Consider the following 26,526-nt stretch of genomic DNA (forward strand, 5'->3'; position numbering starts at 1 on the left):
CAAAAGAAAAACCCCGATGCATTTGGCATCGGGGTTTTTGGTTTAAGACCCTGGCAGTGTCCTACTCTCACATGGCAGCTGCCACACTATCATCGGCGCTGAGTCGTTTCACTTCCGTGTTCGGGATGGGAACGGGTGGTTCCAACTCGCTATGGCCGCCAGGGAAACTGGCCGAGAAACTGACTTGCGGTCAATTTCTCGAATTCGGTTTTGGTAGTTGAACACTGAAGCACATTTCTCAATGCCTTCAGTTCTTAACGGTAAAAATGCTTGAGCGTTATATGATCAAGCCTCACGAGCAATTAGTACGCGTTAGCTTCATGCATTACTGCACTTCCACATCGCGCCTATCAACCTTGTGGTCTACAAGGGCTCTTCAGGGGACTTAAAGTCCCGCGAGATCTCATCTTAAGGTGGGCTTCCCGCTTAGATGCTTTCAGCGGTTATCCCGTCCGTACATAGCTACCCAGCGATGCCACTGGCGTGACAACTGGAACACCAGAGGTACGTTCCACCCGGTCCTCTCGTACTAAGGTGAACTCCCTTCAAATCTCGAACGCCCACGGCAGATAGGGACCGAACTGTCTCACGACGTTCTGAACCCAGCTCGCGTACCTCTTTAACCGGCGAACAGCCGGACCCTTGGGACCGACTACAGCCCCAGGATGAGATGAGCCGACATCGAGGTGCCAAACACTGCCGTCGATATGGACTCTTGGGCAGTATCAGCCTGTTATCCCCGGAGTACCTTTTATCCGTTGAGCGATGGCCCTTCCATACAGAACCACCGGATCACTTAGACCTACTTTCGTACCTGCTCGACTTGTTTGTCTCGCAGTCAAGCTAGCTTATGCCTATGCACTCAAGAGCGCGATTTCCGACCGCGCTGAGCTAACCTTCGCACTCCTCCGTTACTCTTTGGGAGGAGACCGCCCCAGTCAAACTACCCACCATACAATGTCCCTGTCCCGGATAACGGGACGAGGTTAGAAATTCGAGTTTACCAGGGTGGTATTTCAACGACGCCTCCATCAGAGCTAGCGCCCTGATCTCAAAGGCTCCCACCTATGCTACACAAGCAAACTCAAACTCCAGTGTAAAGTTATAGTAAAGGTTCACGGGGTCTTTCCGTCTTGCCGCGGGAACACTGCATCGTCACAGCGATTTTAATTTCACTGAGCCTCGGATGGAGACAGTGGGGCTATCGTTACACCATTCGTGCAGGTCGGAACTTACCCGACAAGGAATTTCGCTACCTTAGGACCGTTATAGTTACGGCCGCCGTTTACTGGGGCTTCGATCAAGAGCTTCGCCTTGCGGCTGACCCCATCACTTAACCTTCCAGCACCGGGCAGGTGTCAGACCCTATACGTCCACTTTCGTGTTTGCAGAGTCCTGTGTTTTTGATAAACAGTCGCAACCCCCTCTTCACTGCGGCCCGCTTGCGCGGGCGTGCCTTCTCCCGAAGTTACGGCACTAATTTGCCGAGTTCCTTCATCCGAGTTGTCTCAAACGCCTTAGGATACTCTCCTCGCCCACCTGTGTCGGTTTCGGGTACGGATTCTTGATGCCTGAAGCTTAGAGGTTTTTCTTGGAAGCGGGGTATCAGGTACTTCGTCTCAAAAGAGACTCGTCATCACCTTTCAGAATTGACCTCCCGGATTTGCCTAAGAGGTCTTCCTACGGGCTTAAACTACCATCCAACAGGCAGCTACCCTAACCTTCTCCGTCACCCCATCGCAGCATCAACAAGTGCTGGAATATTAACCAGCTTTCCATCGACTACGCCTCTCGGCCTCGCCTTAGGATCCGACTCACCCAGCGCCGATTACCGTTGCGCTGGAACCCTTGGGCTTACGGCGAACGGGTTTTTCACCCGTATTGTCGTTACTCATGTCAGCATTCGCACTTCTGATACCTCCAGCAAACCTTACGGTTCACCTTCACAGGCTTACAGAACGCTCCTCTACCACGCATATTGCTATGCATCCGCAGCTTCGGTACACCGCTTGAGCCCCGTTACATCTTCCGCGCGGGCCGACTCGACCAGTGAGCTATTACGCTTTCTTTAAATGATGGCTGCTTCTAAGCCAACATCCTGGCTGTCTTAGCCTTCCCACATCGTTCACCACTTAGCGGTAATTTTGGGACCTTAGCTGGCGGTCAGGGCTGTTTCCCTTTTCACGATGAAATTTAGCTCCCACCGTGTGTCTCCCATGATTGCACTTGTCGGTATTCGGAGTTTGCAACAGTTGGGTAGGAACTTGTGCTCCCCCCAGACCGTAACAGTGCTCTACCCCCGACAGTGATACATGAGGCGCTACCTAAATAGCTTTCGAGGAGAACCAGCTATCACCCGCCTTGATTAGCCTTTCACTCCTATCCACAAATCATCGACTACCTTTTCAACGGGAGTTCGTTCGGGCCTCCAAGTGGTGTTACCCACTCTTCACCCTGTTCATGGATAGATCGACGGGTTTCGGGTCTACTCCCAGCAACTATTCGCCCTATTAAGACTCGGTTTCCCTACGGCTCCCCTATACGGTTAGCCTTGCTACTGAGAAGTAAGTCGCTGACCCATTATACAAAAGGTACGCCGTCACCCTTGCGGGCTCCGACTACTTGTACGCATCCGGTTTCAGGTTCTATTTCACTCCCCTCTCCGGGGTTCTTTTCGCCTTTCCCTCACGGTACTGGTTCGCTATCGGTCGACAACGAGTATTTAGCCTTGGAGGATGGTCCCCCCATGTTCAGACAAGGTTTCACGTGCCTCGCCTTACTCAATTTCATTTCACATGCCTTTTCGCATACGGGGCTATCACCCACTATGGCCAGCCTTTCCAGACTGCTTTGCTAAGACATACAAAACTTTTGGGCTGATCCGCGTTCGCTCGCCACTACTAGCGGAATCTCGGTTGATTTCTTTTCCTGCAGGTACTTAGATGTTTCAGTTCCCTGCGTTAGCTTCCGCCACCTATGGATTCAGTGACAGATAGGGCCAAAAGCCCTGGGTTGCCCCATTCGGAAATCCGCGGGTCAAAGCTCGTTTGTCAGCTCGCCGCGGCTTATCGCAGACTACTACGTCCTTCATCGCCTGTTGTCGCCAAGGCATCCACCAGATGCGCTTGTTCACTTGATCATATAACCTCAAACATTCTTTCGAACGTCGAAGCCTAGATCTCACTCGACAATCTTCGCCGTTAAGCACCTATGGCATTGAGTTCAACTAGCTTTACGCTAATCAACTAATGACAACAGTGTTCAACTACTAAACCGTATTGTTAAAGAACAGATCTACTCACGTAGATTCGGGAAAACATTCACAACAAATGCTTTCCGGAATCGGTGGTGGAGCCAGTCGGGATCGAACCGACGACCCTCTGCTTGCAAAGCAGATGCTCTCCCAGCTGAGCTATGGCCCCGGATACCCGATTTGTGTGTATTCGCTAGGTTGGTGGGTCTGGCTGGATTTGAACCAGCGACCCCACGCTTATCAAGCGTGTGCTCTAACCAGCTGAGCTACAGACCCCCAGGTCAAACCGTGCGATTTCAAACCTGTTTCGGGCAGAACCGCACGTGCTTCCGCGGCTCTCGATACTTAGTGCAAGTGACTTGTGTTGGATGCTCCCAAGGCGCTTTGAAGCGTACTTGAAAGGAGGTGATCCAGCCGCAGGTTCCCCTACGGCTACCTTGTTACGACTTCACCCCAGTCATCGGCCACACCGTGGTAAGCGCCCCCCTTGCGGTTAGACTACCTACTTCTGGTGCAACAGACTTCCATGGTGTGACGGGCGGTGTGTACAAGGCCCGGGAACGTATTCACCGCCGCAAATGCTGATCGGCGATTACTAGCGATTCCGACTTCACGAGGTCGAGTTGCAGACCTCGATCCGGACTACGAACAGCTTTTTGGGATTAGCTCCACCTTGCGGTTTGGCGACCCTCTGTACTGTCCATTGTAGTACGTGTGTAGCCCTGGGCATAAGGGCCATGATGACTTGACGTCATCCCCACCTTCCTCCAGTTTGTCACTGGCGGTCCCCTTAGAGTGCTCAACTAAATGGTGGCAACTAAGGGCAAGGGTTGCGCTCGTTGCGGGACTTAACCCAACATCTCACGACACGAGCTGACGACAGCCATGCAGCACCTGTGTCTAGGTTCCCTTGCGGGCACTCCCACATCTCTGCAGGATTCCTAGCATGTCAAGCCCAGGTAAGGTTCTTCGCGTTGCATCGAATTAAACCACATACTCCACCGCTTGTGCGGGCCCCCGTCAATTCCTTTGAGTTTCAACCTTGCGGCCGTACTCCCCAGGCGGAGAACTTATCGCGTTAGCTGCGACACCGACTTGCTGAGCAAACCGACGTCAAGTTCTCATCGTTTACGGCGTGGACTACCAGGGTATCTAATCCTGTTTGATCCCCACGCTTTCGTGTCTCAGTGTCAGTACAGGCCCAGGCGGCTGCCTTCGCCATTGATGTTCCTTCCGATATCTACGCATTTCACCGCTACACCGGAAATTCCACCGCCCTCTACCGTACTCTAGTCTTTCAGTCTCGGAAGCAGTTCCCAGGTTGAGCCCGGGGATTTCACAACCGACTTGAATAACCACCTACACACGCTTTACGCCCAGTAAATCCGATTAACGCTTGCACCCTCTGTATTACCGCGGCTGCTGGCACAGAGTTAGCCGGTGCTTATTCTTCTGGTACCGTCAAGGTCGGAGATATTAGCTCCGACTTTTTCTTCCCAGCCTAAAGTGCTTTACAACCCGAAGGCCTTCTTCACACACGCGGCATTGCTGGATCAGGCTTGCGCCCATTGTCCAATATTCCCCACTGCTGCCTCCCGTAGGAGTCCGGACCGTGTCTCAGTTCCGGTGTGACTGATCGTCCTCTCAGACCAGTTACTGATCGTCGCCTTGGTAGGCCATTACCCTACCAACTAGCTAATCAGACATAGGCTCCTCTAAAGGCGCAAGGTCTTGCGATCCCCTGCTTTGGTCTCTCGACATCATGCGGTATTACTCCAAGTTTCCCTGGGCTATCCCCCACCTAAAGGCAAATTCCTATGTGTTCCTCACCCGTCCGCCGCTAGATGTATTGCTACACCCCGCGCGACTTGCATGTGTTAGGCATGCCGCCAGCGTTCAATCTGAGCCAGGATCAAACTCTCCACTTTAAAGGTGTAAAGCTAGATCCAAATAACAGTCCCAGAACGTGGCTAAACGCTCCAGAACCATCGAAGAGTCATCTTCGATAAGCTCAATCAACTTTGGCTTACGTTGATACTCTCATGTTGCAATGGCTTCGCCATCACCATGGGAGCACCCACACAAATCACTTGCTTTGTTCTTAAAGATCAGGCCACTCAGCTTCGCGCTTTTCTTCAGCGCCGCCGTGCAGCGGGGAGGCGAATAATAGGGAAATTTCGAAGTGCTGCAACAAGTCCCCAGGCCTTTTCATTTAACACCATGAAAAAAAAAGAGTTTTAATTTTTTGCCGGGTGAGGCCCTGCTGCGCTTCGCGCTAGAAATGATTAATTTCTAACCATTTTTTGGCTATTCGGCGACCAGGCTTTGCAAGCCGCAGCGACGCGGACACGGCAACAGAAACAAAAATGGCGGCCTGCGACCGCCATTTTCCCTTCCGTACCGGCCAAAAATTCAGACAAGTAGCACGATGCCCACCCTGGCATAGCGGCGCGAGCCGACTTGCAGCAGATACTCACGCCCGGGCATCAGGCACAGATTGCGATCTTCGATCCGCTCCTGATCGATGCGCACCGCCCGCTGCTCCACCATCCGGCCTCCCTCGGCATTGCTGGCCACCAGCCCCGCCTCCTTCAAGGCTCGCGCGATGGGCAGCCCGCCGCTTGCGCTGCTGAGCTGTATCAGCGGGATATCCTCCGGCAACGCGCCTTGCGAGAACTGCGCCCTGAAGGCGGCGCTGGCCGCGGGGCCGGCCGCAGCCCCATGGAAACGGGCGACGATCTCCTCGCCAAGCTCGATCTTCACATCGCGCGGATTGCGCCCCGCAGCCACCGCCTCCCGCAGGGCGGCAATGTCCTTGAGCGGGCGGAATGACAGCAGCTCGAAATAACGCCACATGAGGCTGTCGGAGACAGACATGATCTTGCCGAACATCTCGCCCGGCGCGTCATTGACTCCGATGTAGTTGCCCAGGCTCTTGGACATCTTCTGCACGCCATCGAGCCCCTCGAGGATGGGCACGGTCATGATGCACTGTGGCTTCTGCCCGTAGGCGCCCTGCAGGTGACGGCCGACCAGCAGGTTGAACTTCTGGTCCGTGCCCCCGAGCTCCACATCGGACTTCAGCGCTACCGAGTCGTACCCCTGCAGCAGCGGATAGAGGAATTCGTGCACCGCGATCGGCTGCCCACCGGCATAGCGCTTGGCAAAGTCGTCCCGCTCCATGAGGCGGGCAACGGTATATTGGGCTGCGACGCGGATGATGCCCTCGGTGCCCAGCGAGTCCAGCCAGCGTGAATTGAACTCAACTCGCGTGCGCTCCGGATCGAGAATCTTGAAGACCTGCTCCTTGTAGCTCTGGGCGTTGGCTTCAACCTGTTCTCGCGTCAGCGGCTTGCGTGTTTCGTTTTTACCCGTGGGATCGCCGATCATGCCGGTGAAGTCGCCAATCAGGAAAACAACTTCGTGCCCGGCCTGCTGAAAGGCACGCATTTTGTTAAGCAATAGGGTATGGCCGAGGTGCAGGTCCTTGGCCGTCGGATCGAAGCCCGCCTTGATGCGCAAGGGCCGGCTTTCTCGTTCGGCCTGCAGGACGCGAGCGCGGAACTCTTCGGCGGGAAGGATTTCCTCCGTGCCGCGCTCGAACTCAGAAAAATCAATGCTCATGGAAGACTGGGGACCGCTGGGATATGTCAAAAGAAGCGAACAGCAGGCCGGACTGGCTTGCAATAAGGGCAAATCTGTGTTTCTTTACCGTCCCGGGACGCATCAAAAATAACCACAACGATATTGCAGCACCAGATGCTGGCCCGCGCGTCGCTTTGCGACATGATCCGATATCGTTGACTAGGTTTATCAGTGATGAAGCTTGATTATAGCCCAGCCGAGCTGGCACCCCGCCGCTCGGCCCGCAGGTCTGTCATTCTCGCCAGCGCCTGCGTCGCGGTGTTGTCGATCGTTGCGGTTCATGAGTCCATTGCCACGCGCAGCAGCACGCTGCAGGAGGCGGCCGGAACCGAAGTGGCTGCGGCCTTCAACTCCGGAACCGAGCAGGCTTTCGACCGCGCCCTGCAGTCCGCGGCGAGCGACACCCTGGCCGCGCCGTCCGCCTCCGAGTGGACCACGGTGGTTGTGCGCAAGGGGCAGACCCTGTCCGATATCTTCGACAAGGAAGATCTGGGCTCTTCGGACGCGCTGGCGATCGTCGCGCTCGGTGGCGATGCCCGCAAGCTGCAGTCGCTGCGCACTGGCGACAAGCTCAGCTACCGCAAGACCGACGACGACAGCCTCGACGAGCTGCACTACGAGTTCGATGAGTCGCACACCCTGCAGGTGCGCCGCACCGACAATGGCTTTGAAGCGCTGACCATCGAAGCCGAAATCGAACACCGCCAGGCCGCCACCAGCGGCGTGATCACCAGTTCGCTGTTTGCTGCCGCCCAGAAGGCCGGCCTCTCCAACCGTCTGGTCATGGAGCTGGCCGACATCTTCGGTTACGACATCGACTTTGCCTTGGACCTGCGCGACGGCGACCACTTCTCGGTGGTCTATGAGCAGCTCTACAAGAACGGCCAGATGCTGCGCGATGGCGATATCGCCGCCGCAGAATTCGTCACCCAGGGCCGCACCTATCGCGCGATGCGCTATGTGGACGGCAACGGCAACGCCACCTACTACACGCCGGACGGCGACTCGCTGCGCAAGGCCTTCATCCGCACGCCGGTGGACTTCGCCCGCATCAGCTCCGGCTTCAGCCTCGGCCGCCTGCATCCCATTCTCAACGTGATCCGTGCGCACAAGGGCGTGGACTATGCAGCCGCGACCGGCACCCCGGTGCACGCCACTGCCGACGGCAAGGTGGAATTTGCCGGCGTCAAGAATGGCTACGGCAATGTGATCATGCTGCAGCACGGCTCGCAGTACGAAACCGTGTACGGCCACCTCTCGCGCTTCCGTCCGGGCCTGCGCAGCGGCGCCAGCGTGCGCCAGGGTCAGATCATCGGCTATGTGGGCATGACCGGTCTGGCCACCGCCCCGCATCTGCACTATGAATTCCGCGTCAACGGCATGCACAAGAACCCGATGACGGTGGGACTGCCGCGCGCCAATCCGCTGCCGCGCAGCGTGGTGGCACAGTGGCGCAGCAGCAACGCCCAGGTGCTGGCCCAGCTGGAGTCGACCTCGGCTCAGGCGCGCGTCGCCAGTGCGGGTGGCAGCAGCGCCACGACTGCCGCTCCCGGCAATCCGCCACCGCCGGCCCTCGGCAGCAACTGAGCGCCGCGCGCCGCGGCGTGGGCAGCACGATCTGTCTGGGGCTGATCTCCGGCACCAGTCTGGATGCAATCGACGCCGCAGCCTGCCGCTTTGACGAGCAGGGCCGCTGGCAGGGGCTGCTCGCCACGCGCAGCCATCCCTATCCGCCCGGTTTGCGCGGCGAACTGCTGGATCTGCAGGCGCAGCCCGATCAGAAGCTCAGCCTGCGCGACTTCGCGCGCATGGATGCGCAGGTCGGCGATTGCTTCGCCGAAGCGGCGCAAGCCCTGCTGCAGCAGGCCGGACTCAGTTCCGCGCAGATCAGCGCCATCGGCTCGCACGGCCAGACCGTTTTTCACGACCCGCAGCAGATCGGCACCAGCCTGCAGCTGGGCGACCCCAATCGCATTGCGGCCCGCACAGGGATCGCCACGGTCGGCGATCTGCGCCGCGCCGACATGGCCCTCGGCGGTCAGGGCGCGCCGCTGGTGCCGGCGTTTCATCAGGCGGTGTTCGCCAGCGACCTGCCACGCGCCGTCGTCAACATCGGCGGCATCGCCAACATCACCGTGTTGCCAGCAAATCCGCAGCAGGCCGTATTCGGCTTCGATACCGGTCCCGGCAATGGCCTGATGGATGAGTGGATCCAGCTGCACCGGCAGCGGACGTATGACGCCGACGGCGGCTGGGCCGCCTCCGGTGTCGCGCAGGACGCTTTGCTGCGGGCTTGGCTGGCCGAGCCTTATTTCGCGGCAGCGGCGCCCAAGAGCACCGGGCGCGATTACTTCAAGCTGGACTGGGCGCGACATCCCGCAGATCTGAGCGCCTATCGGCCGCAAGACGTGCAGGCCAGCCTGCTGGAACTCAGCGCGCGCAGCATAGCCGAGGCGCTGCTGCGCGCCGCGCCGCAAAGCGCGGAAGTGCTGATCTGCGGGGGCGGCGCTCGCAATGGCGAGCTGATGCGGCGCCTTGCGGAATTACTGGCGCCGCGCGCGGTGCGCAGCACCAGCGCTGCAGGGCTTGATCCGGATTGGGTGGAGGCCGCGGCCTTCGCTTGGCTGGCCTGGCGTCGCGTTCATGAAGTGGCGGGCAATCTGCCGGCCGTGACCGGCGCCAGCCGCAGCGCGGTACTGGGCGGTCTGTATCGCCCTTAAAGAGCGGGCTTCAGATCGAGAACGAGTTGCCGCAGCCGCAGGTGGTGGTCGCGTTGGGATTGCGAATCACGAACTGCGCGCCTTCGACGCTTTCCTTGTAGTCGATCTCCGCGCCCGTCAGGTACTGGATGCTCATCGGATCGACCAGCAGGGTGACGCCGTTCTTCACCACCAGGGTATCGCCGTCTTCGGTGTCCTTCTCGAACTTGAAGCCGTACTGAAAACCCGAGCAGCCGCCGCCGGTGACGAACACGCGCAGCATCTGCTCGCGATCATTTTCCTCGTCCAGCAGCTCCCGCACCTTGTTGGCCGCCGCCTCGCTGAAGAGCACCGGCACCTCGTCCTGCACCGCAACCGTTTCCGACATATTGGCCTCTTGAACCACTTGCAATCGGCGTCCACACGCGACGCCTGCTGGTGTTCGAACTGTACGCCTTTTATGGCGCCAGTGGCGGCGCTTGCAAGCCCAGGCGCTCGTCCAGCCCGAACATCAGATTGAAGTTCTGGACCGCCTGTCCCGAAGCGCCCTTGACCAGGTTGTCGATCACCGACAACACCACGACCGTCTGCCGGTCCGGCGCCAGGTGCACAGCGATACGGCAGGTGTTACCGCCACGCACGCCGCGCGTCTCCGGATGATCGCCGGCTGGCGCCACGTCCACGAAGGGCTCGCCGACGAAGGCCTGCTCGTAAAGCCGCTGCAGATTGTCGACCGGCCGCGTCAAACGTGCATAAAGCGTGGCGTGGATGCCGCGGAACTGCGGCAGCAGATGCGGGACAAAGGTCACCGCCACCGGCGCGCCGGCGATATCCGCCACGCCCTGCAGGATCTCGGGGCCATGGCGATGGCCGGGCACCGCATAAGCCTTGAAGGAATCAGCGACCTCGCCGTAGAGCGAGCCGATCTTGGCCTCGCGACCGGCGCCGCTCACGCCCGACTTGCAGTCGGCGACGATGTGCCCCGTATCGACCGCACCCGCCTTGAGCAGCGGCAGCAGACCCAGCTGCACCGCCGTGGGGTAACAGCCGGGATTGGCGACGATGCGCGCCCGGGCAATCGCCTCGCGATGCACTTCCGGCAGGCCATAGACCGCCTCGGCCAGCAGCTCGCGTGCGCTGTGCTCCAGCTTGTACCAGCTCTGGAAGACCGCCGGATCGCGCAGGCGAAAATCGGCGGAGAGGTCGATCACCTTCACGCCGCGCGCCACCAGCGCTGGCGCCATCTGCATGGCGGTGCCGTGCGGCGTGGCGAAAAACACCGCGTCGCAAGCGGCCAGCGCCTCGGGGTCCGGCGCGCTGAAGCTCAGCTCGCAGTGCCCGCGCAGATGCGGGAACATGGCGTCGGCACGCTGTCCGGCTTCCTTGCGCGAGGTCAGCAGGGTCACGCGCGCCTGCGGATGCTGCGCGAACAGGCGCAGCAATTCCGCGCCGGTATAGCCCGTGCCGCCCACAATGCCGACCTTGATCATGTCCTTGCTCATTCAACGCCAGGGGCGGCGATAATAGGTCCCGTGGCCGCAAACGCAAGTGCGGCCTTTTCTTTCAGCCCTCAGGCAAACCACACCATGCTCTGGACCAAGGCCGCCCACCTGTTTTTCCTGATCGCCTGGTTCGCCGGGCTGTTCTACCTGCCGCGGCTCTACGTGTATCACTGCGAGGTCCAGGACAAGGCCGGCCATGCGCGCTTCTGCACCATGGAGCGGCGGCTGTACCTGATGACCACGCTGGGCATGATCGGCACCTGGGTGTTCGGCGTCTGGACGCTGTGGCTGGGGCCGCAGATCTGGCTGCACGCCGGCTGGCTGCACGCCAAGCTGACGCTGGTGGTGCTGCTCTCGGCCTATCACGGCTGGCTCAAGACCCGCCTGCGGGCATTCGCGCAGGGGCGCAATGACAAGAGCGCGAAGTTCTACCGTGCCATGAACGAGGTGCCGACGCTGCTGCTCGCCGCCATCGTGATTCTGGTGGTGCTCAAGCCCTTCTGAAGCACGCCGCCTCAGGAGCCGATTTCGCCCGCACCGGACTGCATGAAGTTTGGCAGCCCCATCTTCTCGATCAGGCCCAGCTGGGTCTCGATCCAGTCGATGTGCTCTTCCTCGCTCTTCTGGATCGACACCAGCAGCTCGCGCGTCACGTAGTCGCCGACCTTCTCGCAGTACGCGATGGCGTCCTTGTACAGCGGATGCGCCTCGCGCTCACGCTTGAGATCGCACTCCAGCACTTCCTTGACGTCCTCACCGATGTAGAGCTTGCCCAGATCCTGGAGATTGGGCAGCCCTTCGAGAAACAGAATGCGCGCGATCAGCCGATCAGCGTGCTTCATCTCGTCGATGGATTCTTCGTACTCGTGCTTCTCCAGGCGCTTCAGGCCCCAGTTGCCGAGCATGCGCGCATGCAGGAAATACTGGTTGATGGAGCTCAGCTCGTTCTTGAGGGCGAGATTGAGGAATTCGATGACCTTGGGGTCGCCTTGCATGGCACGCTCCGTAGTGCTGGGCCGGATGGCCGCAGTATACGGAAAGCCTGCGCCTGCGCTCTCAGCCGGCGCCGGCGGCCAGCGGCGACACTTCAGCGCTCGGCGCGGCGGCCGGCAGCGTGGCCAGCGTCTCGTCCAGCAGCTGGCGCGCATGCGGCACGCACTTGCCGCAGCAACTGCCCAGACCATAGAGCCGATTGAGCTCGCGCAGGCTCACCACGCCATCCTCGCGAACCGCGCGACGGATCTGACGATCGGAAACAGCCTTGCAGACGCAGATGATCATGGCCGCATGATGGCTGCAAATGAGAATTCATGTCAACTGCAGGCCAATCTCGTTCTCGCTGAGCGGCCGTGAATCTCAGCCCGACGGCGCAGAAGGAGAAATCAGCGGCAGCGGCGGATCGAAGACCGGCAGGGTGGTGGCGCCCAGCAGCGGCGCCAGCTCCTGCAAGGCGTGCCGGTAGACCTCGCGCTTGAATTCGACCACCTCGTCGAGCGGCAGCCAGTAATCCACCCAGCGCCAGCCGTCGAATTCAGGCCGTTCGCTGGTATTGAGGCGCACCGCAGCATCATGGGTTTTCAGGCGCAGCGCGAACCATTTCTGCTTCTGGCCGACGCAGAGCCGGCCCCGCGAACGGCGCAGATAGCGCCGCGGCAGGCGGTAGCGCAGCCAGCCGCGCGTGACGCCGAGAATCTGCACATCTTCGGGCCCCAGACCCAGTTCCTCGCCCAGCTCGCGGAACAGCGCTTCCTCGGGCCGCTCGCCGCGCTGGATGCCGCCCTGCGGAAACTGCCAGGCGTCCTGACCGATGCGTTTGGCCCACAACAGCTGCCCCTCGGCATTGCGGATCACAATGCCAACATTGGGACGAAAGCCGTCTGCATCAATCACTTAAGCACCAGTCTGAGAGCAGAGCCGAAATCATTGTTCCACAGCCACGACGGCGCCGGCAAACCCGCCTGCGCTATGCTGCGCGACCTTTTTGAGCGGCGAGAGAAAGCACCATGCGGCGCCTGGCAGTCTTCGATCTGGACAACACCCTGCTGGCCGGCGACAGCGATCACCTCTGGGGGGTGTTCCTGGTCGAACAGGGCGTGGTGGACGCACAGCGCTTCGAGCGCGAGAACGATCGCTTTTACCGCGCCTATCAGGACGGCAGCCTGGACATCCACGAGTACGCCGCCTTCAGCCTGCAGGTGCTGGTGGAAGAGCCGCTGGAACGCATGCTGGCCCTGCGCCGGCTTTATGTGGAGCAGCGCATCCGCCCGATCATCGCGCGCGGCACGCCGGAGCTGCTGGCCCGCCATCGCGCGCAGGGCGACACCCTGCTGATCACCACCGCCACCGGGCGCTTCATCACCGAGCCGATCGCCGAGCTGCTGGGCGTGGACGTGCTGCTGGCCACCGATCCGGAAATCGTCGAGGGCCGCTACACCGGCCGCATCGCCGGCACGCCGAATTTCCAGGGCGGCAAGGTCACGCGCCTTCAGCAGTGGCTGTCGCAGCAGACCCAGCCTTATACGCAGCTGGCCGGTTACAGCGATTCACACAACGACATTCCGCTGCTGAGCCTGATGCATCAGGCCACCGCCGTGGACCCGGATCCGACGCTGCGCGCCGCTGCCGGGCAGCGCGGCTGGCCGGTGATCAGCCTGCGCTAGGGCCTGTTAACAATCACTTTGGCGCTGCGACGGAGGTCGTTTTGCTGCAGGGCAAGGCGGCAGGCGCGCCGCTTGGTGATTCCAAACCAGCGGCTGCCAACGCCGCACTGCGACAAAACGGCCCCGTCCCGAAGGCTTGCGCCAGAAATCGCGCCAGGCAAGGCGCGAAACGCAGGCCTTGGTGGTGCCAAGGCCAAGTTTCGCAACGCCGCATGGCGCGATTTCTGGCAGCAACGCAGCGCCCAAAGTGATCGTTAACAGGCCCTAAAGCGCGAGTTCCGCGAAGGCGCCGTGCAGCAGGCCATTGCTGGCCAGCACCGTGCGCGTATCCAGGCCGACCGGGCCGCCGTTGAGATCGGTGAAGCGTCCACCGGCTTCGCGCACGATCACGGTCAGCGCCGCGATGTCGAGAATGTTCACATCGCTTTCCACCACCGCGTCGATCTTGCCGGCGGCCAGATAGTGGTAGTGCACGAAGTCGCCGTAACCGCGCAGGCGGTGCAACTGCGGAATCAGCCGGCCCAGAGCCGCCCATTGCTGCGGCGCGCGCGCCAGGGTGTTGAGATTGCCGGTGGACAGAATCGCCTTGTCCGGCTGCGCCACCTTGGACACCTGCAGGCGTTCGAACTGCGCCAGCGGCGTGTCGAGCAGGCCGCGCCAGGCACCCTGGCCTTTCTCTGCCCAGATCAGTTCGCCGAGGTTTTCGTTCCAGCAGGGCGCGCAGGACACGCCCAGCACCAGCTCGCCGCGCCGCATCAGCGCGATCTGCACCGAGAAGATCGGATAGCCGCGCACGAAGGACTTGGTGCCGTCGATGGGATCGACCAGCCAGAGATTCTCGGCCTCGGCGTGCTCCTTGCCGGTTTCCTCGCCGAAGAAACCGTAGTCGGGGAAGCGCGCGGCGAGTTCGGCCTTGATGACCTTCTCGGCGGCGACATCCACCTCCGTCACCGGGCTGGCGTCGGCCTTGTACTCGACGCTGAAATTGCCGCGATAAGCCTTGCGGATCACCACGCTGGCGGCGCGCGCAGCGGCCAGGGCCGCCTCAAGTTCGGAACTGCTCATGCATTGCATCCAGGGAATCGACACACGGCCCGCAGGCCGCAAGGCTGCGCATGATACCCGCGGCGCCGGCCCTTACAATGCACCGCTCCATTCCTCACACCGTTTCCGGAGCCAGTCGTGGGCAATCGCCTGAGCAAGATCGTCACCCGTACCGGCGATGCCGGCAGCACGGGCCTGGCCAGCGGCGAGCGCGTCGCCAAGACCCACGCCCGCGTGCGCTGCATGGGCGAGCTCGATGAGCTGAACTCGCAGATCGGCGTGCTGATCGCCCAAGCCCTGCCGGCGCGCTTCGCCGAGGCCCTGGGCGTGATTCAGCATCGTCTGTTCGACATCGGCGGCGAGCTGGCCCTGCCCGGCCACATCGCCATCGGCGATACGCATGTCGCGCAGCTGGAAGCCTGGGTGGAAGACTTCAATGCCGATCTGCCGCCGCTGAAGGAATTCGTGCTGCCCGGCGGCAATCTGCCGGCGGCGCAGGCGCATCTGGCGCGCGCAGTGGCGCGTCGCGGCGAGCGCGCGCTGTGGACGGTGCACGAAGAGACGCCGCTCAATCCGGCCGCCCTGCGTTATCTGAACCGCCTCTCGGATCTGCTGTTCATCATCGCCCGCCATCTGGCGCGCGCCGACGGCGGCAAGGAAGTCACCTGGCGTCACGCCTGACCCGCTCCAGGCCTTCGCAGAGCGCGGCGATGCCGTCGAGCACACGCGGCGACTGCCGCGTCAGGGCGGTGCCGTCCACCTGCAGGCGGCGGCGCGGATCGGCGGCGCGGGCACTGCCCAGGCGCAACCAGTAGGCATCCAGCGCCGCGCGGTTCTCATCGCTGGTGAACACCACCACGTCCGGATCGGCGGCCAGCACCGCCTCCGCGCTCACCGCCGCTGACAAGGTCGGCAGCTGCGCGAAAACATTGTCGGCGCCGCACAGCGTCAGCGCGGCGCTGATCGGGCTGTCGCGATTCACCGTGTAGGCCGGCCCGGACTCGATCTGATAGAAGGCGCGCAGCCGTGGCCGGCTTGCATAGCGCTGGCGCAGCGCGGCCAGCCGGGCGTTGTAAGCCTGTGCCGCCTGCTGCGCCGCCTGCGGGCGCTGCAACTCGTCACCCAGATGCAGCAGCGCCGGACCGATATCGTCCAGGCTGCGCACGCGCAGCACGTCCACCCGCACGCCCAGGCCGCGCAGGCGCGCGATGGTGGCCGTCGGCGTACCGCCATCCCAGGCCAGCACGCGCGTGGGCCGCAAGGCCAGCACCGCTTCCGGGTTCACGCCCTGCGCATCACCGATCCTGGGCAGCGCCGCCGCCGTGGCCGGCGCATCGGTATACGCCGCCACCCCCGCCAGTTGCGCACAGGCGCCGACCGCGCAGACCAGCTCGGCCAGATGCGGCGCCAGGGTGACGATGCGCTCCTGCGCCGCCGCCGGCAGCGCCAGAGCCAGCGCCGCACAGGCCAACCAGCGCCGCATCAGAACATGCTGCCGGTGGCGAAGATCGCAAACAGCGCCAGCAGAATCATCAGCGCGCGCAGCTGCATGCCCAGCACTTCCTGCAGCGCGGTGTTCAGATCCGGCGCCTGCGCCTGCCCGGCATCGTCCTCGCTGCGCAGCGAGGCGGTGGCGATTTCCGCCAGCAGCGCCCAGGTGTGCGAGCGCCAGCCGTGCTGCGCCTCGGCGCGCAGGCGGCGGTACTCGATCAAGGCATCGTCGAGGCTGCCGGCCAGGCCGTACAGCACGGCGGTGATGCGCGCCGGCACAAAGGCCAGCAGTCCATGCAGGGCTTCGGCGGTGAACTGCGCGGAAGAGCCGGCCGCGGTCTCCGCCAGCAGGCGCGGCAGGCGCGTGGCGACACGATAGGCCACCGCACCGGCCGGCCCGGCCACGAAATACCAGAGCAGCACGCCGAAGAGTTTTTCGTGCGACTGGATGAACAGCGTGCCCATCAGCGAGCGATGGCTCTGGTCCGGCTGCGGGCCGCGCTGCAGATTGCGCACGATGCGCTGCGCGCGCGCCAGATCGCCGGCCTCGCGCGCCGCGAGCAGATCGCGCACGTCCTCGGCCAGATCGCGCGGCCCCAGGCACAGCAGCAGCACGCCGGCGGAAGCGGCGAGATTCAGCAGCGGATTGAGAAACAGCCCGCAGAGCCAGTGCGCGGCGGCGGCCGGCAGCGCGATGGCCAGCAGCGGCAAGACCGGCGACTGCCAGATCGCGCGCGGCAGCAGGCTGCGCACGAGCGACATGATCCGGAGGAAGATCACCGGCCTTCCCCAGCCACTGTAGCGACCGAGCAGACGCTCCAGCACCAGGGCCACCAGGATTCCGATCAATACCACGGCTTCACTCCAGGTCGGCGCGCAGGCGCGCCCAGTCGAAATAGGGCCCCGGATCGGTCTTGCGGCCGGGCGCGATATCGCTATGGCCGACGATGCCCGCGCGGCTCAGGCGCGGATAGGCCGCCAGCAGCGCGCGCAGCGCAGCCGCCAGCGCCGCGTACTGCGCCAGCGCGTAGGCTTCTTCATCGCTGCCTTCCAGCTCGATGCCGATGGAGAAATCATTGCAGCGCTCGCGCGCCTGCCAGCGCGAGACCCCGGCGTGCCAGGCGCGGCGCGTGAACGGCACATACTGGATCACGCTGCCGTCGCGGCGGATCAGCAGATGCGCGGAAACCTTGAGCTGGTGGATGCCGGCAAAGTACGGATGCGCGTCCGGATCGAGCCTGCCGGTGAACAGCTGCTCAATGTAGGGGCCGCCGTACTGCCCTGGCGGCAGACTGATGCCGTGAATCACCACCAGACTCAGATCGGCGGCATCCGGGCGCTCGTCGCAGAAGGGCGAGACACAGACGCGCGCGCCGGCCAGCCAGCCTTCGGCCGACACCGCTGCCACGGAACCTTTGCGCGCCTGCGCCATCTGTTCAATCATCCGCTGTCATCGATACCACAAGAAAACCGGACCTACTCCAGCCATGACGCCTCCAGTCTCCACCGCCGGCCGCCGGCTGTGCCTCGCGCTGTGCCTGATGCTCGGTGGCAGCGCCATTGCGCAAGCCGCCGCCCAGTCCAGCACCAAGGCCGATGAATTTCCCAGCGTCAGCATTCCCTACGAGCGCCATATTCTGCCCAATGGCCTGACGCTCATTATCCACGAGGATCACAAGGCGCCGCTGGTGGCGGTGAATGTCTGGTATCACGTCGGCAGCAAGGACGAGCGGCCCGGCCGCACCGGCTTTGCGCATCTGTTCGAGCATCTGATGTTCAACGGCTCGGAGCATTACAACGACGAATTCTTCCGCGCGCTGGAGCCGGCCGGCGCCACCAAGATGAACGGCTCCACCTGGTACGACCGCACCAATTACTTCCAGAACGTGCCGGTCTCGGTGCTCGATCGCGCGCTGTGGCTGGAATCCGACCGCATGGGCCATCTGCTCGGTGCCGTCGATCAGGCGCGCCTGGACGAGCAGCGCGGTGTGGTGCTCAACGAAAAGCGCCAGGGTGAAAACCAGCCCTACGGCAAGGTCGATGACTTCGTCGCGCAGGCCACCTATCCGGTCGGCCATCCCTATTCCTGGACTGCCATCGGCTCCGAGGCCGATCTGAATGCCGCGAGCCTGGCCGATGTGAAGGAATGGTTCCAGGAACATTACGGCGCCGCCAATGCCACGCTGGTGATCGCCGGCGATGTGCAGCCGGCCGAGGTGCTGAAGAAAGTCGAGTATTACTTCGGCGACATCCCGTCGGGGCCACCGCTCAAGCATCAGGGTCCCTGGGTCGCGAAGATGAGCGGCACGCGCCGCGCCACGATGCAGGATCGCGTGCCGCAAGCACGCCTGCTGCAGGTCTGGAACATTCCCGGTTTCTGCGATCGCGAGGCCAACACCCTGTCGCTGGCCGCCTCGGTGCTGGGCGACGGCAAGAACAGCCGTCTCTACAAGCGGCTCGTGTACAAGGACCAGATCGCCACCGGCGTGGAAGTGGGCATCGGCCCGTTCGAGATCGGCTCGCAGTTCACCATCGACACCATGGTGAAAGAAGGCGTGGAACCGGCGCGCGTGGAGCAGGCCATCGACGAGGAACTGCAGCGCTTCCTGCGTGAAGGCCCCACGGTCGAGGAACTGCAGCGCGTGAAAACCGCCGTGTTCGCCTCGGCGCTGCGCGGCCTGGAACGCATCGACGGCTCCGGCGGCAAGTCCGCACAGCTGGCGCAGTACCAGGTGTACTGCGGCACGCCGGAGCGCTATACGCAGGAGCTGGACGAAATCCGCCGCGCCACGCCCGCGCAACTGCGCGAGGTCGCGCGCAAATGGCTGTCGGACGGCGTGTTCAAGCTGGATGTCGAACCCTTCCCCGAATACGCCGCCAGCGGCCAGGACGCGCCGCGCGACAAGCTGCCCGAGATCGGCGCGCCGCCGGCGCTGAAGCTGCCGCCGCTGCAGCGCGCCACGCTCAGCAACGGCCTGAAGCTGGTGCTGGCCGAACGTCATGAAGCCCCGGTGGTGCAGTTCAGCCTGATGTTCGACGCCGGCTACGCCGCCGACACCGGCGTGAAGCCGGGCACCGCCAAGCTCACGCTCGACATGCTCGACGAGGGCGCGGGGGCCTACGACGCCCTGCAACTGGCGGCACGCAAGGATGATCTGGGCGCGCTGATCAGCACCGGCTCCTCGCTGGACAACGCCTATGTGCGGCTCAACGCGCTCAAGGCCAAGCTCAGCGAGAGTCTGGCGCTGTACGCCGATGTCGCCCTGCATCCGACCTTCCCGGAAAAGGAGCTGCAGCGCTTGAAGCAGCTGCAGCTGGCCGCCATCCGCCAGGAGAAGGCGCAGCCCGTGGGCCTGGCGCGGCGCATCTATCCCAAGCTGCTCTACGGCGAGAACCACGCCTACAGCAATCCGGGTTCCGGCAGCGGCACCGAGGCCAGCGTCGCCAGCATCACGCTGCCCGATCTCAAGGCCTTCTATCAGCGCTGGCTGCGCCCGGACAATGCCACGCTGCTGATCGTCGGCGACACCACGCTGGCCGAGATCAAGCCGCTGCTGGAACAGCGCTTCGGCGGCTGGCGCGCCAGCGGCGAGAAGCCGGTGAAGAATCTGGCCACGGTGGCGCTGCCGGCCGCGCCGCGGCTGGTGCTGGTCAACAAGACCGGCGCCGAGCAGAGCCTGGTGATGGCCACCGAACTCGCACCGCCGAAGTCCGATCCGGACGACATCGCCATGCAGCTCGCCAACACCGCGCTGGGCGGCAACTTCGTCTCCAGGCTCAACATGAACCTGCGCGAAGACAAGCACTGGAGCTATGGCGCGTTCAGCGCCATCGCCGGCGCCAAGGCGCAGCGGCCGTTCATGGCCTACGCGCCGGTGCAGTCCGACAAGACCGTGGACTCGCTGCGCGAGATGGATCGCGAACTGCGTGAGGCGGTGGGCAAGAAACCCATCGATGGCAAGGAAGTGGACTTCGCCCGCGACAGCCTGGTGCGTTCACTGCCCGGCGAGAACGAGACCAGCGCCGAGCTCGCCAATTCCTACGCCACCATCCTCAACTACGGCCTGCCGGATTCCTACTGGAACGATTACGTGCAGCAGGCGCAGACACTCAAGCCCGAGGCGATCAACGCCGCCGCGCAGAAATTCTTAAAGCCGCAGGCGCTGACCTGGATCGTGGTGGGAGATCTGAGCAAGATCGAAGCGCCGCTGCGCCAGCTGGCGCCGACGCTGGGCATCACGCAGGTGCAGGTCGTGGACGCCGACGGCAAGGTGCTGCGCTAGCTGACAGGACTGCCGGCCCGCAGACGCATCCCGCGTCTGCGGGCCGGTAAGGGCTGGGCCTATTCGAAATCGCCCAGCGGCCGGGTGAAGGTGAAACGCGCGGGCTCCATCACCAGCTTGCGCGCCGGAGCCGCCGGCGACTGCCAGCCCAGCAGGTCCAGCGGCAGCTGCGCGATGAACACCACGCCGCCCAGCACCGTCACCGCCAAGCCGAGCGGACGCGCCACGGCCAGATCCAGGGCCATCGCCACACCGGACGGCGAGTTGTCCACTTCCGGACTGGTTTCCACCACCTGCGCCTGCGCGGTGCCAAGCACCAGCGTCATCGCGGCTGCACACAACAGCTTGCGTAAAAACATCATTGGCTTCTCGCTGCATCGAGAGGCGCGCAGCTTAGAGCCTATCGGCGAATTGCGCACGCCGGCGCGTGGTTCACGGATAGGCTGCCGGCGCCGGCGCCGCCTACAATGTGTCATGCACACGCTGTATGCCGCCGCCAACCCTCTGGAAGCCGAAATCCTGCGCGCCTATCTGGCCGAGCACGGCATCCGCGCGCAGCTGCTGGGCGCGGGTTTGTGGAGCGGCCTGGGCGAGCTGCCGGCCGACAACTGGCCACGCCTGATGCTGGATGACGACAGCCAGCTGGCGCCGGCGCGCGAGCTGCTGCGCCGCTACGAGCATCGCCGTCACGCCGGTGCCAGCTGGGTCTGTGCCTGCGGCGAACGCTCGCCGGTGCATTTCGAAATCTGCTGGTCCTGTGGCCACGAGCGGCCGGCATGATCGAGGTGGCGCTGTATCAGCCGGAGATTCCGCCCAACACCGGCAATGTGATCCGGCTCTGCGCCAACACCGGCGCGCGACTGCACCTGATTCACCCGCTGGGCTTCACGCTGGACGAGGCCAAGCTGCGTCGCGCCGGCCTGGACTATCACGATCTCACCAGCGTGCAGCAGCACGCTTCGTTCGAGGCGCTGCGCGCCAGCAAACCGCAGGCGCGACTGCTGGCCTTCAGCACGCGGGGCCGGGTGCGCTTCGATGCGCATCGCTATCAGAGCGGTGATCTCCTGCTGTTCGGTCCGGAAACGCGCGGCCTGCCGGCCGAGCTGCTCGACGCACTGCCCGAGTCGCAGCGTCTGTATCTGCCGATGCGGCCGGCCAACCGCAGCGTGAATCTCTCCAACGCCGTGGCGGTGGCGGTGTACGAGGCCTGGCGCCAGCTGGGCTACGAGGGCATGGCCGGATCCTGAGCGCTCGTCGCCGTCAAACGGCGCACAGCAACGGCCGCGGTTCGGTTGCGCTTCAGTTTGGCTTCCTAAGCTTGGCCGACCCACTGCCGCTCAAACCGCTGGAGCCCGCCTTGAAGCTCACCACGCCTGCCTGTCTCTTTGCCCTGGGCCTGCTCGGCCTTGCACCGGGCGCCCACGCCCAGGATGCCTGCGCCGCCATGATCGAACAGCTGCAGGATCAGACGCAGGACGACAATCCCGGTGGCGCGGGGCTCGACGCCTTGCGCAGCGCCGATCTCGAAGACGCCATCGCCCGGCTGCAGGCCTGTCAGCGACGCGGCAATGCCGATGCCGATTACGAAGACATGCTGGGTCAGCTGAAGGACGAGCTGCTGAACCGTTATCGCGGCTATCTGCAGCGTCATGGCCAGCTCGCACCGCTGCAGCGCGAAGAGCTGGCCCGCGCGCCGCAGCCGGTGTACCGCGACGAAGCGCCGGAGGCCGAGCCGCAGGTGCCGCTGGCCAGCCGTGTGCCGCCGCGCACCGGCTCGCGCATCTCGCCACAGGAAGCGCAGGCGGCGCTGGACTTCCACAATGCCAAGCGTCGCGAAGTGGGCGTGCCGGCGCTGGCCTGGTCAGCGCCGCTGGCCGGCACCGCGCAGCGCTGGGCCGAGCATCTGGCCGCCACGCGCGGCTGCCAGCTCGAACACACGCAGAACAATCCGTACGGCGAGAACCTGTTCGCCGGCAACGGTTATCCCTACGGCGCGCTGGACGCCGCGCAGAGCTGGTACAAGGAAATCCGCCAGTACCGTTACGGGCCGGTCACCGCGAAGAACTATCACGCCACCGGCCATTACACGCAGATGGTGTGGCGCGACACCACGCAAGTGGGCATCGGCAAGGCGCAATGCGCGGACGGCGGCGTGGTGATTGCCGCCGAGTACAGTCCGGCCGGCAATTATCTGGGCCAGCGGCCGTACTAAGCGCTTGCTGAAAAACGCCATCCCTGGCGTTTTTCAGGTCGCCACGCAAAAGCGTGGCTTTCCTGCGCTCCCGGCCATCCAGCGCTGACGCGCTGGATGGCTGTCGGCACCTCCATGTGCCAAGCACCGCGTGCCGAACACTTCGTTTTTCAGCACGCGGCTACAAGTTCAGGTCAGCTCGGCCTTGGCGGGACGCTTGGCCAGCTGCGCCACCGCCTCCACCGCGCTGATGCGTCCGGTCAGCACGGCGGCCACCGCGGTGGTGATCGGCATCTCCACGCCCAGGCGCTGCGCCACGCGCAGCACTTCCGGCGCGGCCTTGACGCCTTCCACCACCTGACGGATTTCGGCGCTGGCCTCGGCCACGCTCTTGTTCTGCGCCAGCAGCAGACCCATGCGGCGATTGCGCGACTGATTGTCGGTGCAGGTCAGCACCAGATCGCCCATGCCGGACAGCCCCATCAGGGTTTCGGCCTTGCCGCCCAGCGCTTCGGCCAGACGCATCATCTCGGCGAGGCCGCGCGTGATCAGCGCGGCGCGGGTGTTGGCGCCCAGCCCCAGCCCATCGGCAATGCCGACGCCGATGGCCATCACGTTCTTGGCCGCGCCGCCGATCTCGACGCCGGGCAGATCCTCGCTCCAGTAGGCGCGGAAGCCATCGCCGTGCAACAGATGCGCGAATTTCTCGGCGTAGTGCCGGTCGTCCGAAGCGATGGTCACCGCCGTCGGCAGACCCAGGCCCAGCTCCTTGGCGAAGGTGGGGCCGGAAATCACCGAAAAGGGATGCGCGGCGCCCAGGACATCGGCCACCACCTCGTGAATCAGCTTGCCGCTGTCGGGCTCCAGGCCCTTGCAGGCGATGGCCAGTCCCTGCCCGGCCTTGAGCAGCGGCTGCAGGGTGCTGAGCATGCCGCGCAGGGCATGCGAGGGCGTGGCCAGCAAGAGATCGTCGCTGTCGGCCACCGCTGCGGCGAGATCGGCATCGGCCAGCAGCTTGGCCGGCAACGGACAGTCGGGAAGATAACGGGCGTTTTCGCGCTGCTGCTGGATCTCGGCCATCTGCGCGGCATCGCGGCCCCAGAGCCGCACGCTCGCGCCGCGTCGCGCCAGATGGATGGCCAGCGCCGTACCAAAGGAACCCGCACCGAGCACTGCGACCTGATACGTCATCGCTGCGGCTCCTGGTTGGCCTGCGTGAGCACCGGCGCGGCAGGGCGCCGGCGCCTGGGCTTGCTCAGTGCGCGGCGGCCGGCGCAGCGGCGGCCTGTTCGGCGCGCTGGCGCTGCAGATGCTCCAGATACAGCGCGTCAAAGTTGATCGGCTGCAGCAGCAGCTGCGGGAAGCCGGCGCGCTGCACCAGATCGGCGATCGTTTCGCGGGCGAAGGGGAACAGCAGGTTCGGGCAGTAGGCCGCGACCACCGCCGCCTGCTCCTCGCGCTGCGTGAAGCCGCGCACCGTGAAAATGCCGGCCTGATGCGCCTCGACCAGGAAGGCCACGTCCTCGCCCAGCTTGGCGGTGACGGTGATCGACAGCACCACCTGCACCGAGTCGGCTTCCAGGCCCTTGGCCTCGGTGTTCACCTGCACGTCCAGCGTCGGCTGCCAGGGACGGGTGAAGACCTGCGGCGCCTGCGGCACTTCCAGCGAGGCGTCCTTCACATAAATCTTCTGCAGCAGAACCTGGCGGGCGGCTTCGTTGGTTTCGGCAGCGGCGGGTGCGGCGGTTTCGGTCATGGCGTACTTGGCAAAAAGGTGAAGAAGGTCAGTCCTGCAAAAGGGGATCGAGCTTGCCCGCGCGCTCCAGGGCCTGCAAGTCCTCGAAGCCGCCGACGTGGGTCTCGCCGATGAAAATCTGCGGCACGGTGCGGCGCTGGGTGATGCGCATCATCTCTTCGCGCAGGCCTGGTTCCTGGTCCACGCGCACTTCCTCGATCGCCACACCCTTGCTGCCCAGCAGGCGCTTGGCCATCACGCAGTAGGGGCAGACCTGCGTGGTGTACATCAGCACGCGTTTCATTTGGCGGTGACCGGCAGGCTGGCCGCGAGCCAGGAATTGATGCCGCCCTTGAGCTGGTAGACCTCGGCAAAGCCGCTCTTGCGCAGCTTTTCCTCGGCCGTGCGGCTGCTGTTGCCCAGAGCGCAGTACAGCAGCACCGGCCGGGCCTTGTCGCGCGCCAGCTGCCCCAGGTGATCATCGAGCTTGGCCAGCGGCGCGTGATGGGCGTTGAGCAGGTGACCGCGCTTGAAGTCGGCGGCGCCGCGCACGTCCACGATCAAGGGATCGCGGTCATTGATCAGCCGCACCGCCTCGGCGGCCGACAGGCGCTTGCCGCCGGTCAGGTTGCCGTGGACTTCGTTGGCGATCAGCAGCAGCAGAACCAACACCAGCGCCACCAGCAGCAGGGGGTGGGCGGAAACGAATTCAAGCAATTGGGCCATCGTCGTGAAAGACAAGAACTGCGTGGGGACAGGCAAACCGGCTAGCATTATTGCATGTTCCGTCCACGCCGCCTGCTGGCGCTGCTGCTGCTTGCCGCCGCCAGCCTTCCCGCCCCCGCCAACGACAGCGTGCTGCAGCAGAAGCAGAGCGCACTGGACGCGCTGCGCGAGCGCATCGGCGAGCTGCAGAAGCGGATGCAGTCCGACCAGGGCCAGCGCGAGGCGCTGGCCGAAGAGCTGGAAAAGGCCGAGCGGCGACTGGCCGACAGCCAGCAGGCCCTGCGCAAGCTCAATTCCCGCATCGCCGCGCAGGCGCAGAAGCTGCGCGAGACCCAGCAGCAGCAGCGCCAGACCCAGGCCCAGCTGGACCAGCGCCACGCCGAGCTGGGCCAGCAGCTGCGCGCCGCCTATGTGCTGGGCCGTCAGGGCCAGACCCAGCTGCTGCTCAACATCGACGACGTGCAGCGCGTCGGCCGCAATCTGAGCTACTACGACTATCTGCAGCGCGCCCAGCTGCGGCTGATCGCCGACATCCAGGCGCGCGCCGCCGAGCTGGAACAGCTCGCCGCCCTGGAACAGCAGGAGCAGGACGAGCTGGAGGCCTTGCGCCGCCAGCAGCAGTCGCAGCTGGGCGAGCTGCAGTCGCAGCGCCAGGATCGCGCGCAGGTGCTGGACAAGGTCAAGGCGCGCATCGCCGACGAGCAAGGCGATCTGGCCCAGCTCAAGGCCGACGAGCGCGCGATCCGCAAGCTGATCGAATCACTCAAGGCCGCGCAGCGCGCGCTGCCGCCGGAAGTGGCTTTCAGCGACAGCGCCTTCACCCGCCAGAAGGGCAAGCTGCCCTGGCCGCTGCGCGGACCGCTGCTGGCCCGTTACGGCCAGGCCAAGGCCGACGGCCGCCTGAGCTGGAATGGTCACTGGATCGGCGGCGCTGCCGGCAGCCCGGTGAAGGCCGTGGCGCCGGGGCGGGTGGCCTACGTGGGCTGGATGCACCGCTACGGCCTGATCGTGCTGGTGGAGCATGAGAGCGGCTATTTCTCGCTTTACGGTCACTGCCAGAGCGCGGCGGTGGCGGCGGGCGCCACCATCAGCGCCGGTCAGGTTTTGGCCTATGCCGGCGACAGCGGCGGCTACGATCAGCCGGGCCTGTACTTCGAAATCCGCCGTGGAACCGAGGCCGTGGACCCGGCGCAGTGGCTGGCGCGCTGAGCACCGCAAAGGAACCTGCGCTTTGCCGTGCAGTCTGAGTGTTGCTATCGTCCCCGTTCACGCCCCCTCCAAGCCCCAGATTTCCTTG

Annotated in this window: 25 protein-coding genes, 2 tRNA genes and 3 rRNA genes; 10 read left to right on the forward strand and 20 right to left on the reverse strand. The window is 63.8% G+C overall.

Going from position 1 to position 26,526, the window contains the following annotated elements:
• Window positions 1-48: 48 nt before the first annotated feature.
• The 6 genes from rrf to tyrS all read right to left on the reverse strand — a co-directional run bounded on the left by rrf (window position 49) and on the right by tyrS (window position 6,877).
• Window positions 49-163, reverse strand: a 5S ribosomal RNA gene (rrf, locus tag BMY12_RS07080).
• 118 nt (window positions 164-281) lie between these two features.
• Window positions 282-3,139 (reverse strand): 23S ribosomal RNA (locus BMY12_RS07085).
• Window positions 3,140-3,346: 207 nt separating this feature from the next.
• Window positions 3,347-3,422 (reverse strand) — tRNA-Ala (locus BMY12_RS07090).
• A 30-nt stretch (window positions 3,423-3,452) separates the two neighbouring features.
• Window positions 3,453-3,529: transfer RNA gene (locus BMY12_RS07095), tRNA-Ile, on the reverse strand.
• Window positions 3,530-3,651: 122 nt separating this feature from the next.
• Window positions 3,652-5,181: ribosomal RNA gene (locus BMY12_RS07100) — 16S ribosomal RNA — on the reverse strand.
• Together the 16S, 23S and 5S rRNA genes with 2 tRNA genes alongside form the textbook arrangement of a ribosomal RNA operon.
• A 484-nt stretch (window positions 5,182-5,665) precedes the next feature.
• Complete coding sequence (gene tyrS, locus BMY12_RS07105) at window positions 5,666-6,877, reverse strand: tyrosine--tRNA ligase (RefSeq protein ID WP_093283895.1); 1,212 nt, start codon at window positions 6,875-6,877, stop codon at window positions 5,666-5,668.
• A 195-nt stretch (window positions 6,878-7,072) separates the two neighbouring features.
• On the opposite strand from tyrS, the gene BMY12_RS07110 reads away from it, so the two are divergent.
• A complete protein-coding gene (locus tag BMY12_RS07110) occupies window positions 7,073-8,485 on the forward strand; it encodes an OapA family protein (RefSeq protein WP_093283897.1) in 1,413 nt (470 codons plus the stop codon).
• A gap of 17 nt (window positions 8,486-8,502) precedes the next feature.
• A complete protein-coding gene (locus BMY12_RS07115; protein ID WP_093283900.1) occupies window positions 8,503-9,618 on the forward strand; it encodes an anhydro-N-acetylmuramic acid kinase in 1,116 nt (371 codons plus the stop codon).
• 10 nt (window positions 9,619-9,628) lie between these two features.
• Here BMY12_RS07115 and erpA read toward each other — a convergent pair whose 3' ends face one another.
• Window positions 9,629-9,985 (reverse strand): iron-sulfur cluster insertion protein ErpA, encoded by a 357-nt coding sequence (gene erpA, locus BMY12_RS07120; protein WP_093283902.1) that lies wholly within the window; start codon window positions 9,983-9,985, stop codon window positions 9,629-9,631.
• A gap of 70 nt (window positions 9,986-10,055) precedes the next feature.
• Complete coding sequence (gene argC, locus BMY12_RS07125; protein WP_093284540.1) at window positions 10,056-11,087, reverse strand: N-acetyl-gamma-glutamyl-phosphate reductase; 1,032 nt, start codon at window positions 11,085-11,087, stop codon at window positions 10,056-10,058.
• Window positions 11,088-11,183: 96 nt separating this feature from the next.
• Between argC and hemJ the strand changes: the two genes are divergently transcribed.
• Window positions 11,184-11,603 carry a protoporphyrinogen oxidase HemJ gene (gene hemJ, locus BMY12_RS07130; RefSeq protein ID WP_093283905.1) on the forward strand — a complete coding sequence of 140 codons (420 nt, stop codon included), beginning with the start codon at window positions 11,184-11,186 and terminating at the stop codon, window positions 11,601-11,603.
• Window positions 11,604-11,614: 11 nt separating this feature from the next.
• Here the strand turns inward: hemJ and bfr are convergent, their stop codons facing one another.
• From bfr to BMY12_RS07145, 3 genes are all read right to left on the reverse strand, one after another.
• Window positions 11,615-12,094 (reverse strand): bacterioferritin, encoded by a 480-nt coding sequence (gene bfr, locus BMY12_RS07135; protein ID WP_093283908.1) that lies wholly within the window; start codon window positions 12,092-12,094, stop codon window positions 11,615-11,617.
• A gap of 61 nt (window positions 12,095-12,155) precedes the next feature.
• Window positions 12,156-12,380, reverse strand: a complete 225-nt coding sequence (locus BMY12_RS07140; protein WP_093283910.1) for a (2Fe-2S)-binding protein — start codon at window positions 12,378-12,380, stop codon at window positions 12,156-12,158.
• 75 nt (window positions 12,381-12,455) lie between these two features.
• Window positions 12,456-12,989: an RNA pyrophosphohydrolase gene (locus BMY12_RS07145; RefSeq protein WP_093283913.1), complete on the reverse strand. Its 534-nt coding sequence runs from the start codon at window positions 12,987-12,989 to the stop codon at window positions 12,456-12,458.
• Between the two features lie 113 nt (window positions 12,990-13,102).
• On the opposite strand from BMY12_RS07145, the gene BMY12_RS07150 reads away from it, so the two are divergent.
• Complete coding sequence (locus tag BMY12_RS07150; RefSeq protein ID WP_093283915.1) at window positions 13,103-13,759, forward strand: histidinol-phosphatase; 657 nt, start codon at window positions 13,103-13,105, stop codon at window positions 13,757-13,759.
• A gap of 264 nt (window positions 13,760-14,023) precedes the next feature.
• Here the strand turns inward: BMY12_RS07150 and BMY12_RS07155 are convergent, their stop codons facing one another.
• Entirely contained in the window at window positions 14,024-14,824 is an 801-nt protein-coding gene (locus tag BMY12_RS07155; protein WP_093283918.1) for an inositol monophosphatase family protein, read from the reverse strand.
• A gap of 117 nt (window positions 14,825-14,941) precedes the next feature.
• Here BMY12_RS07155 and BMY12_RS07160 point away from each other — a divergent pair, with 117 nt between their 5' ends.
• Complete coding sequence (locus BMY12_RS07160; RefSeq protein ID WP_093283920.1) at window positions 14,942-15,484, forward strand: cob(I)yrinic acid a,c-diamide adenosyltransferase; 543 nt, start codon at window positions 14,942-14,944, stop codon at window positions 15,482-15,484.
• Here BMY12_RS07160 and BMY12_RS07165 read toward each other — a convergent pair.
• From BMY12_RS07165 to ampD, 3 genes are read right to left on the reverse strand one after another with little or no spacing between them, the layout of a single operon-like run.
• A complete protein-coding gene (locus BMY12_RS07165; protein WP_093283923.1) occupies window positions 15,465-16,286 on the reverse strand; it encodes a helical backbone metal receptor in 822 nt (273 codons plus the stop codon). The genes BMY12_RS07160 and BMY12_RS07165 overlap by 20 nt on opposite strands.
• A complete protein-coding gene (gene ampE / locus BMY12_RS07170) occupies window positions 16,286-17,149 on the reverse strand; it encodes a regulatory signaling modulator protein AmpE (RefSeq protein WP_093283926.1) in 864 nt (287 codons plus the stop codon). Before ampE ends, BMY12_RS07165 begins: the two co-directional genes overlap by 1 nt.
• A gap of 4 nt (window positions 17,150-17,153) precedes the next feature.
• Complete coding sequence (ampD, locus tag BMY12_RS07175) at window positions 17,154-17,726, reverse strand: 1,6-anhydro-N-acetylmuramyl-L-alanine amidase AmpD (RefSeq protein ID WP_177188902.1); 573 nt, start codon at window positions 17,724-17,726, stop codon at window positions 17,154-17,156.
• A 55-nt stretch (window positions 17,727-17,781) separates the two neighbouring features.
• Here ampD and BMY12_RS07180 point away from each other — a divergent pair, with 55 nt between their 5' ends.
• Window positions 17,782-20,577 carry a M16 family metallopeptidase gene (locus BMY12_RS07180; RefSeq protein WP_245732393.1) on the forward strand — a complete coding sequence of 932 codons (2,796 nt, stop codon included), beginning with the start codon at window positions 17,782-17,784 and terminating at the stop codon, window positions 20,575-20,577.
• Between the two features lie 59 nt (window positions 20,578-20,636).
• Here BMY12_RS07180 and BMY12_RS07185 read toward each other — a convergent pair whose 3' ends face one another.
• Entirely contained in the window at window positions 20,637-20,903 is a 267-nt protein-coding gene (locus BMY12_RS07185) for a hypothetical protein (protein WP_245732395.1), read from the reverse strand.
• A 148-nt stretch (window positions 20,904-21,051) separates the two neighbouring features.
• Here BMY12_RS07185 and BMY12_RS07190 point away from each other — a divergent pair, with 148 nt between their 5' ends.
• The 3 genes from BMY12_RS07190 (at window position 21,052) to BMY12_RS07200 (ending at window position 22,789) form a co-directional block, all read left to right on the forward strand.
• Window positions 21,052-21,357: a putative signal transducing protein gene (locus BMY12_RS07190; protein ID WP_093283928.1), complete on the forward strand. Its 306-nt coding sequence runs from the start codon at window positions 21,052-21,054 to the stop codon at window positions 21,355-21,357.
• Window positions 21,354-21,824, forward strand: a complete 471-nt coding sequence (gene trmL / locus BMY12_RS07195) for a tRNA (uridine(34)/cytosine(34)/5-carboxymethylaminomethyluridine(34)-2'-O)-methyltransferase TrmL (RefSeq protein ID WP_093283931.1) — start codon at window positions 21,354-21,356, stop codon at window positions 21,822-21,824. Before BMY12_RS07190 ends, trmL begins: the two co-directional genes overlap by 4 nt.
• A gap of 71 nt (window positions 21,825-21,895) precedes the next feature.
• Window positions 21,896-22,789: a CAP domain-containing protein gene (locus tag BMY12_RS07200; RefSeq protein WP_093283933.1), complete on the forward strand. Its 894-nt coding sequence runs from the start codon at window positions 21,896-21,898 to the stop codon at window positions 22,787-22,789.
• Window positions 22,790-22,957: 168 nt separating this feature from the next.
• Here BMY12_RS07200 and BMY12_RS07205 read toward each other — a convergent pair whose 3' ends face one another.
• The 4 genes from BMY12_RS07205 to BMY12_RS07220 all read right to left on the reverse strand — a co-directional run bounded on the left by BMY12_RS07205 (window position 22,958) and on the right by BMY12_RS07220 (window position 25,229).
• Window positions 22,958-23,959, reverse strand: a complete 1,002-nt coding sequence (locus BMY12_RS07205) for an NAD(P)H-dependent glycerol-3-phosphate dehydrogenase (protein WP_093283936.1) — start codon at window positions 23,957-23,959, stop codon at window positions 22,958-22,960.
• 64 nt (window positions 23,960-24,023) lie between these two features.
• Entirely contained in the window at window positions 24,024-24,524 is a 501-nt protein-coding gene (gene secB, locus BMY12_RS07210; protein WP_093283937.1) for a protein-export chaperone SecB, read from the reverse strand.
• Between the two features lie 28 nt (window positions 24,525-24,552).
• Window positions 24,553-24,807 carry a glutaredoxin 3 gene (grxC, locus tag BMY12_RS07215; RefSeq protein WP_093283940.1) on the reverse strand — a complete coding sequence of 85 codons (255 nt, stop codon included), beginning with the start codon at window positions 24,805-24,807 and terminating at the stop codon, window positions 24,553-24,555.
• On the reverse strand, window positions 24,804-25,229 hold the full coding sequence (locus BMY12_RS07220; protein WP_093283942.1) for a rhodanese-like domain-containing protein: 426 nt from the start codon (window positions 25,227-25,229) through the stop codon (window positions 24,804-24,806). Before BMY12_RS07220 ends, grxC begins: the two co-directional genes overlap by 4 nt.
• A 54-nt stretch (window positions 25,230-25,283) precedes the next feature.
• Between BMY12_RS07220 and BMY12_RS07225 the strand changes: the two genes are divergently transcribed.
• On the forward strand, window positions 25,284-26,438 hold the full coding sequence (locus BMY12_RS07225; RefSeq protein ID WP_093283945.1) for a murein hydrolase activator EnvC family protein: 1,155 nt from the start codon (window positions 25,284-25,286) through the stop codon (window positions 26,436-26,438).
• Window positions 26,439-26,526: the final 88 nt, after the last annotated feature.

Source organism: Solimonas aquatica (assembly GCF_900111015.1).
In the GTDB taxonomy this organism is placed as follows: domain Bacteria; phylum Pseudomonadota; class Gammaproteobacteria; order Nevskiales; family Nevskiaceae; genus Solimonas; species Solimonas aquatica.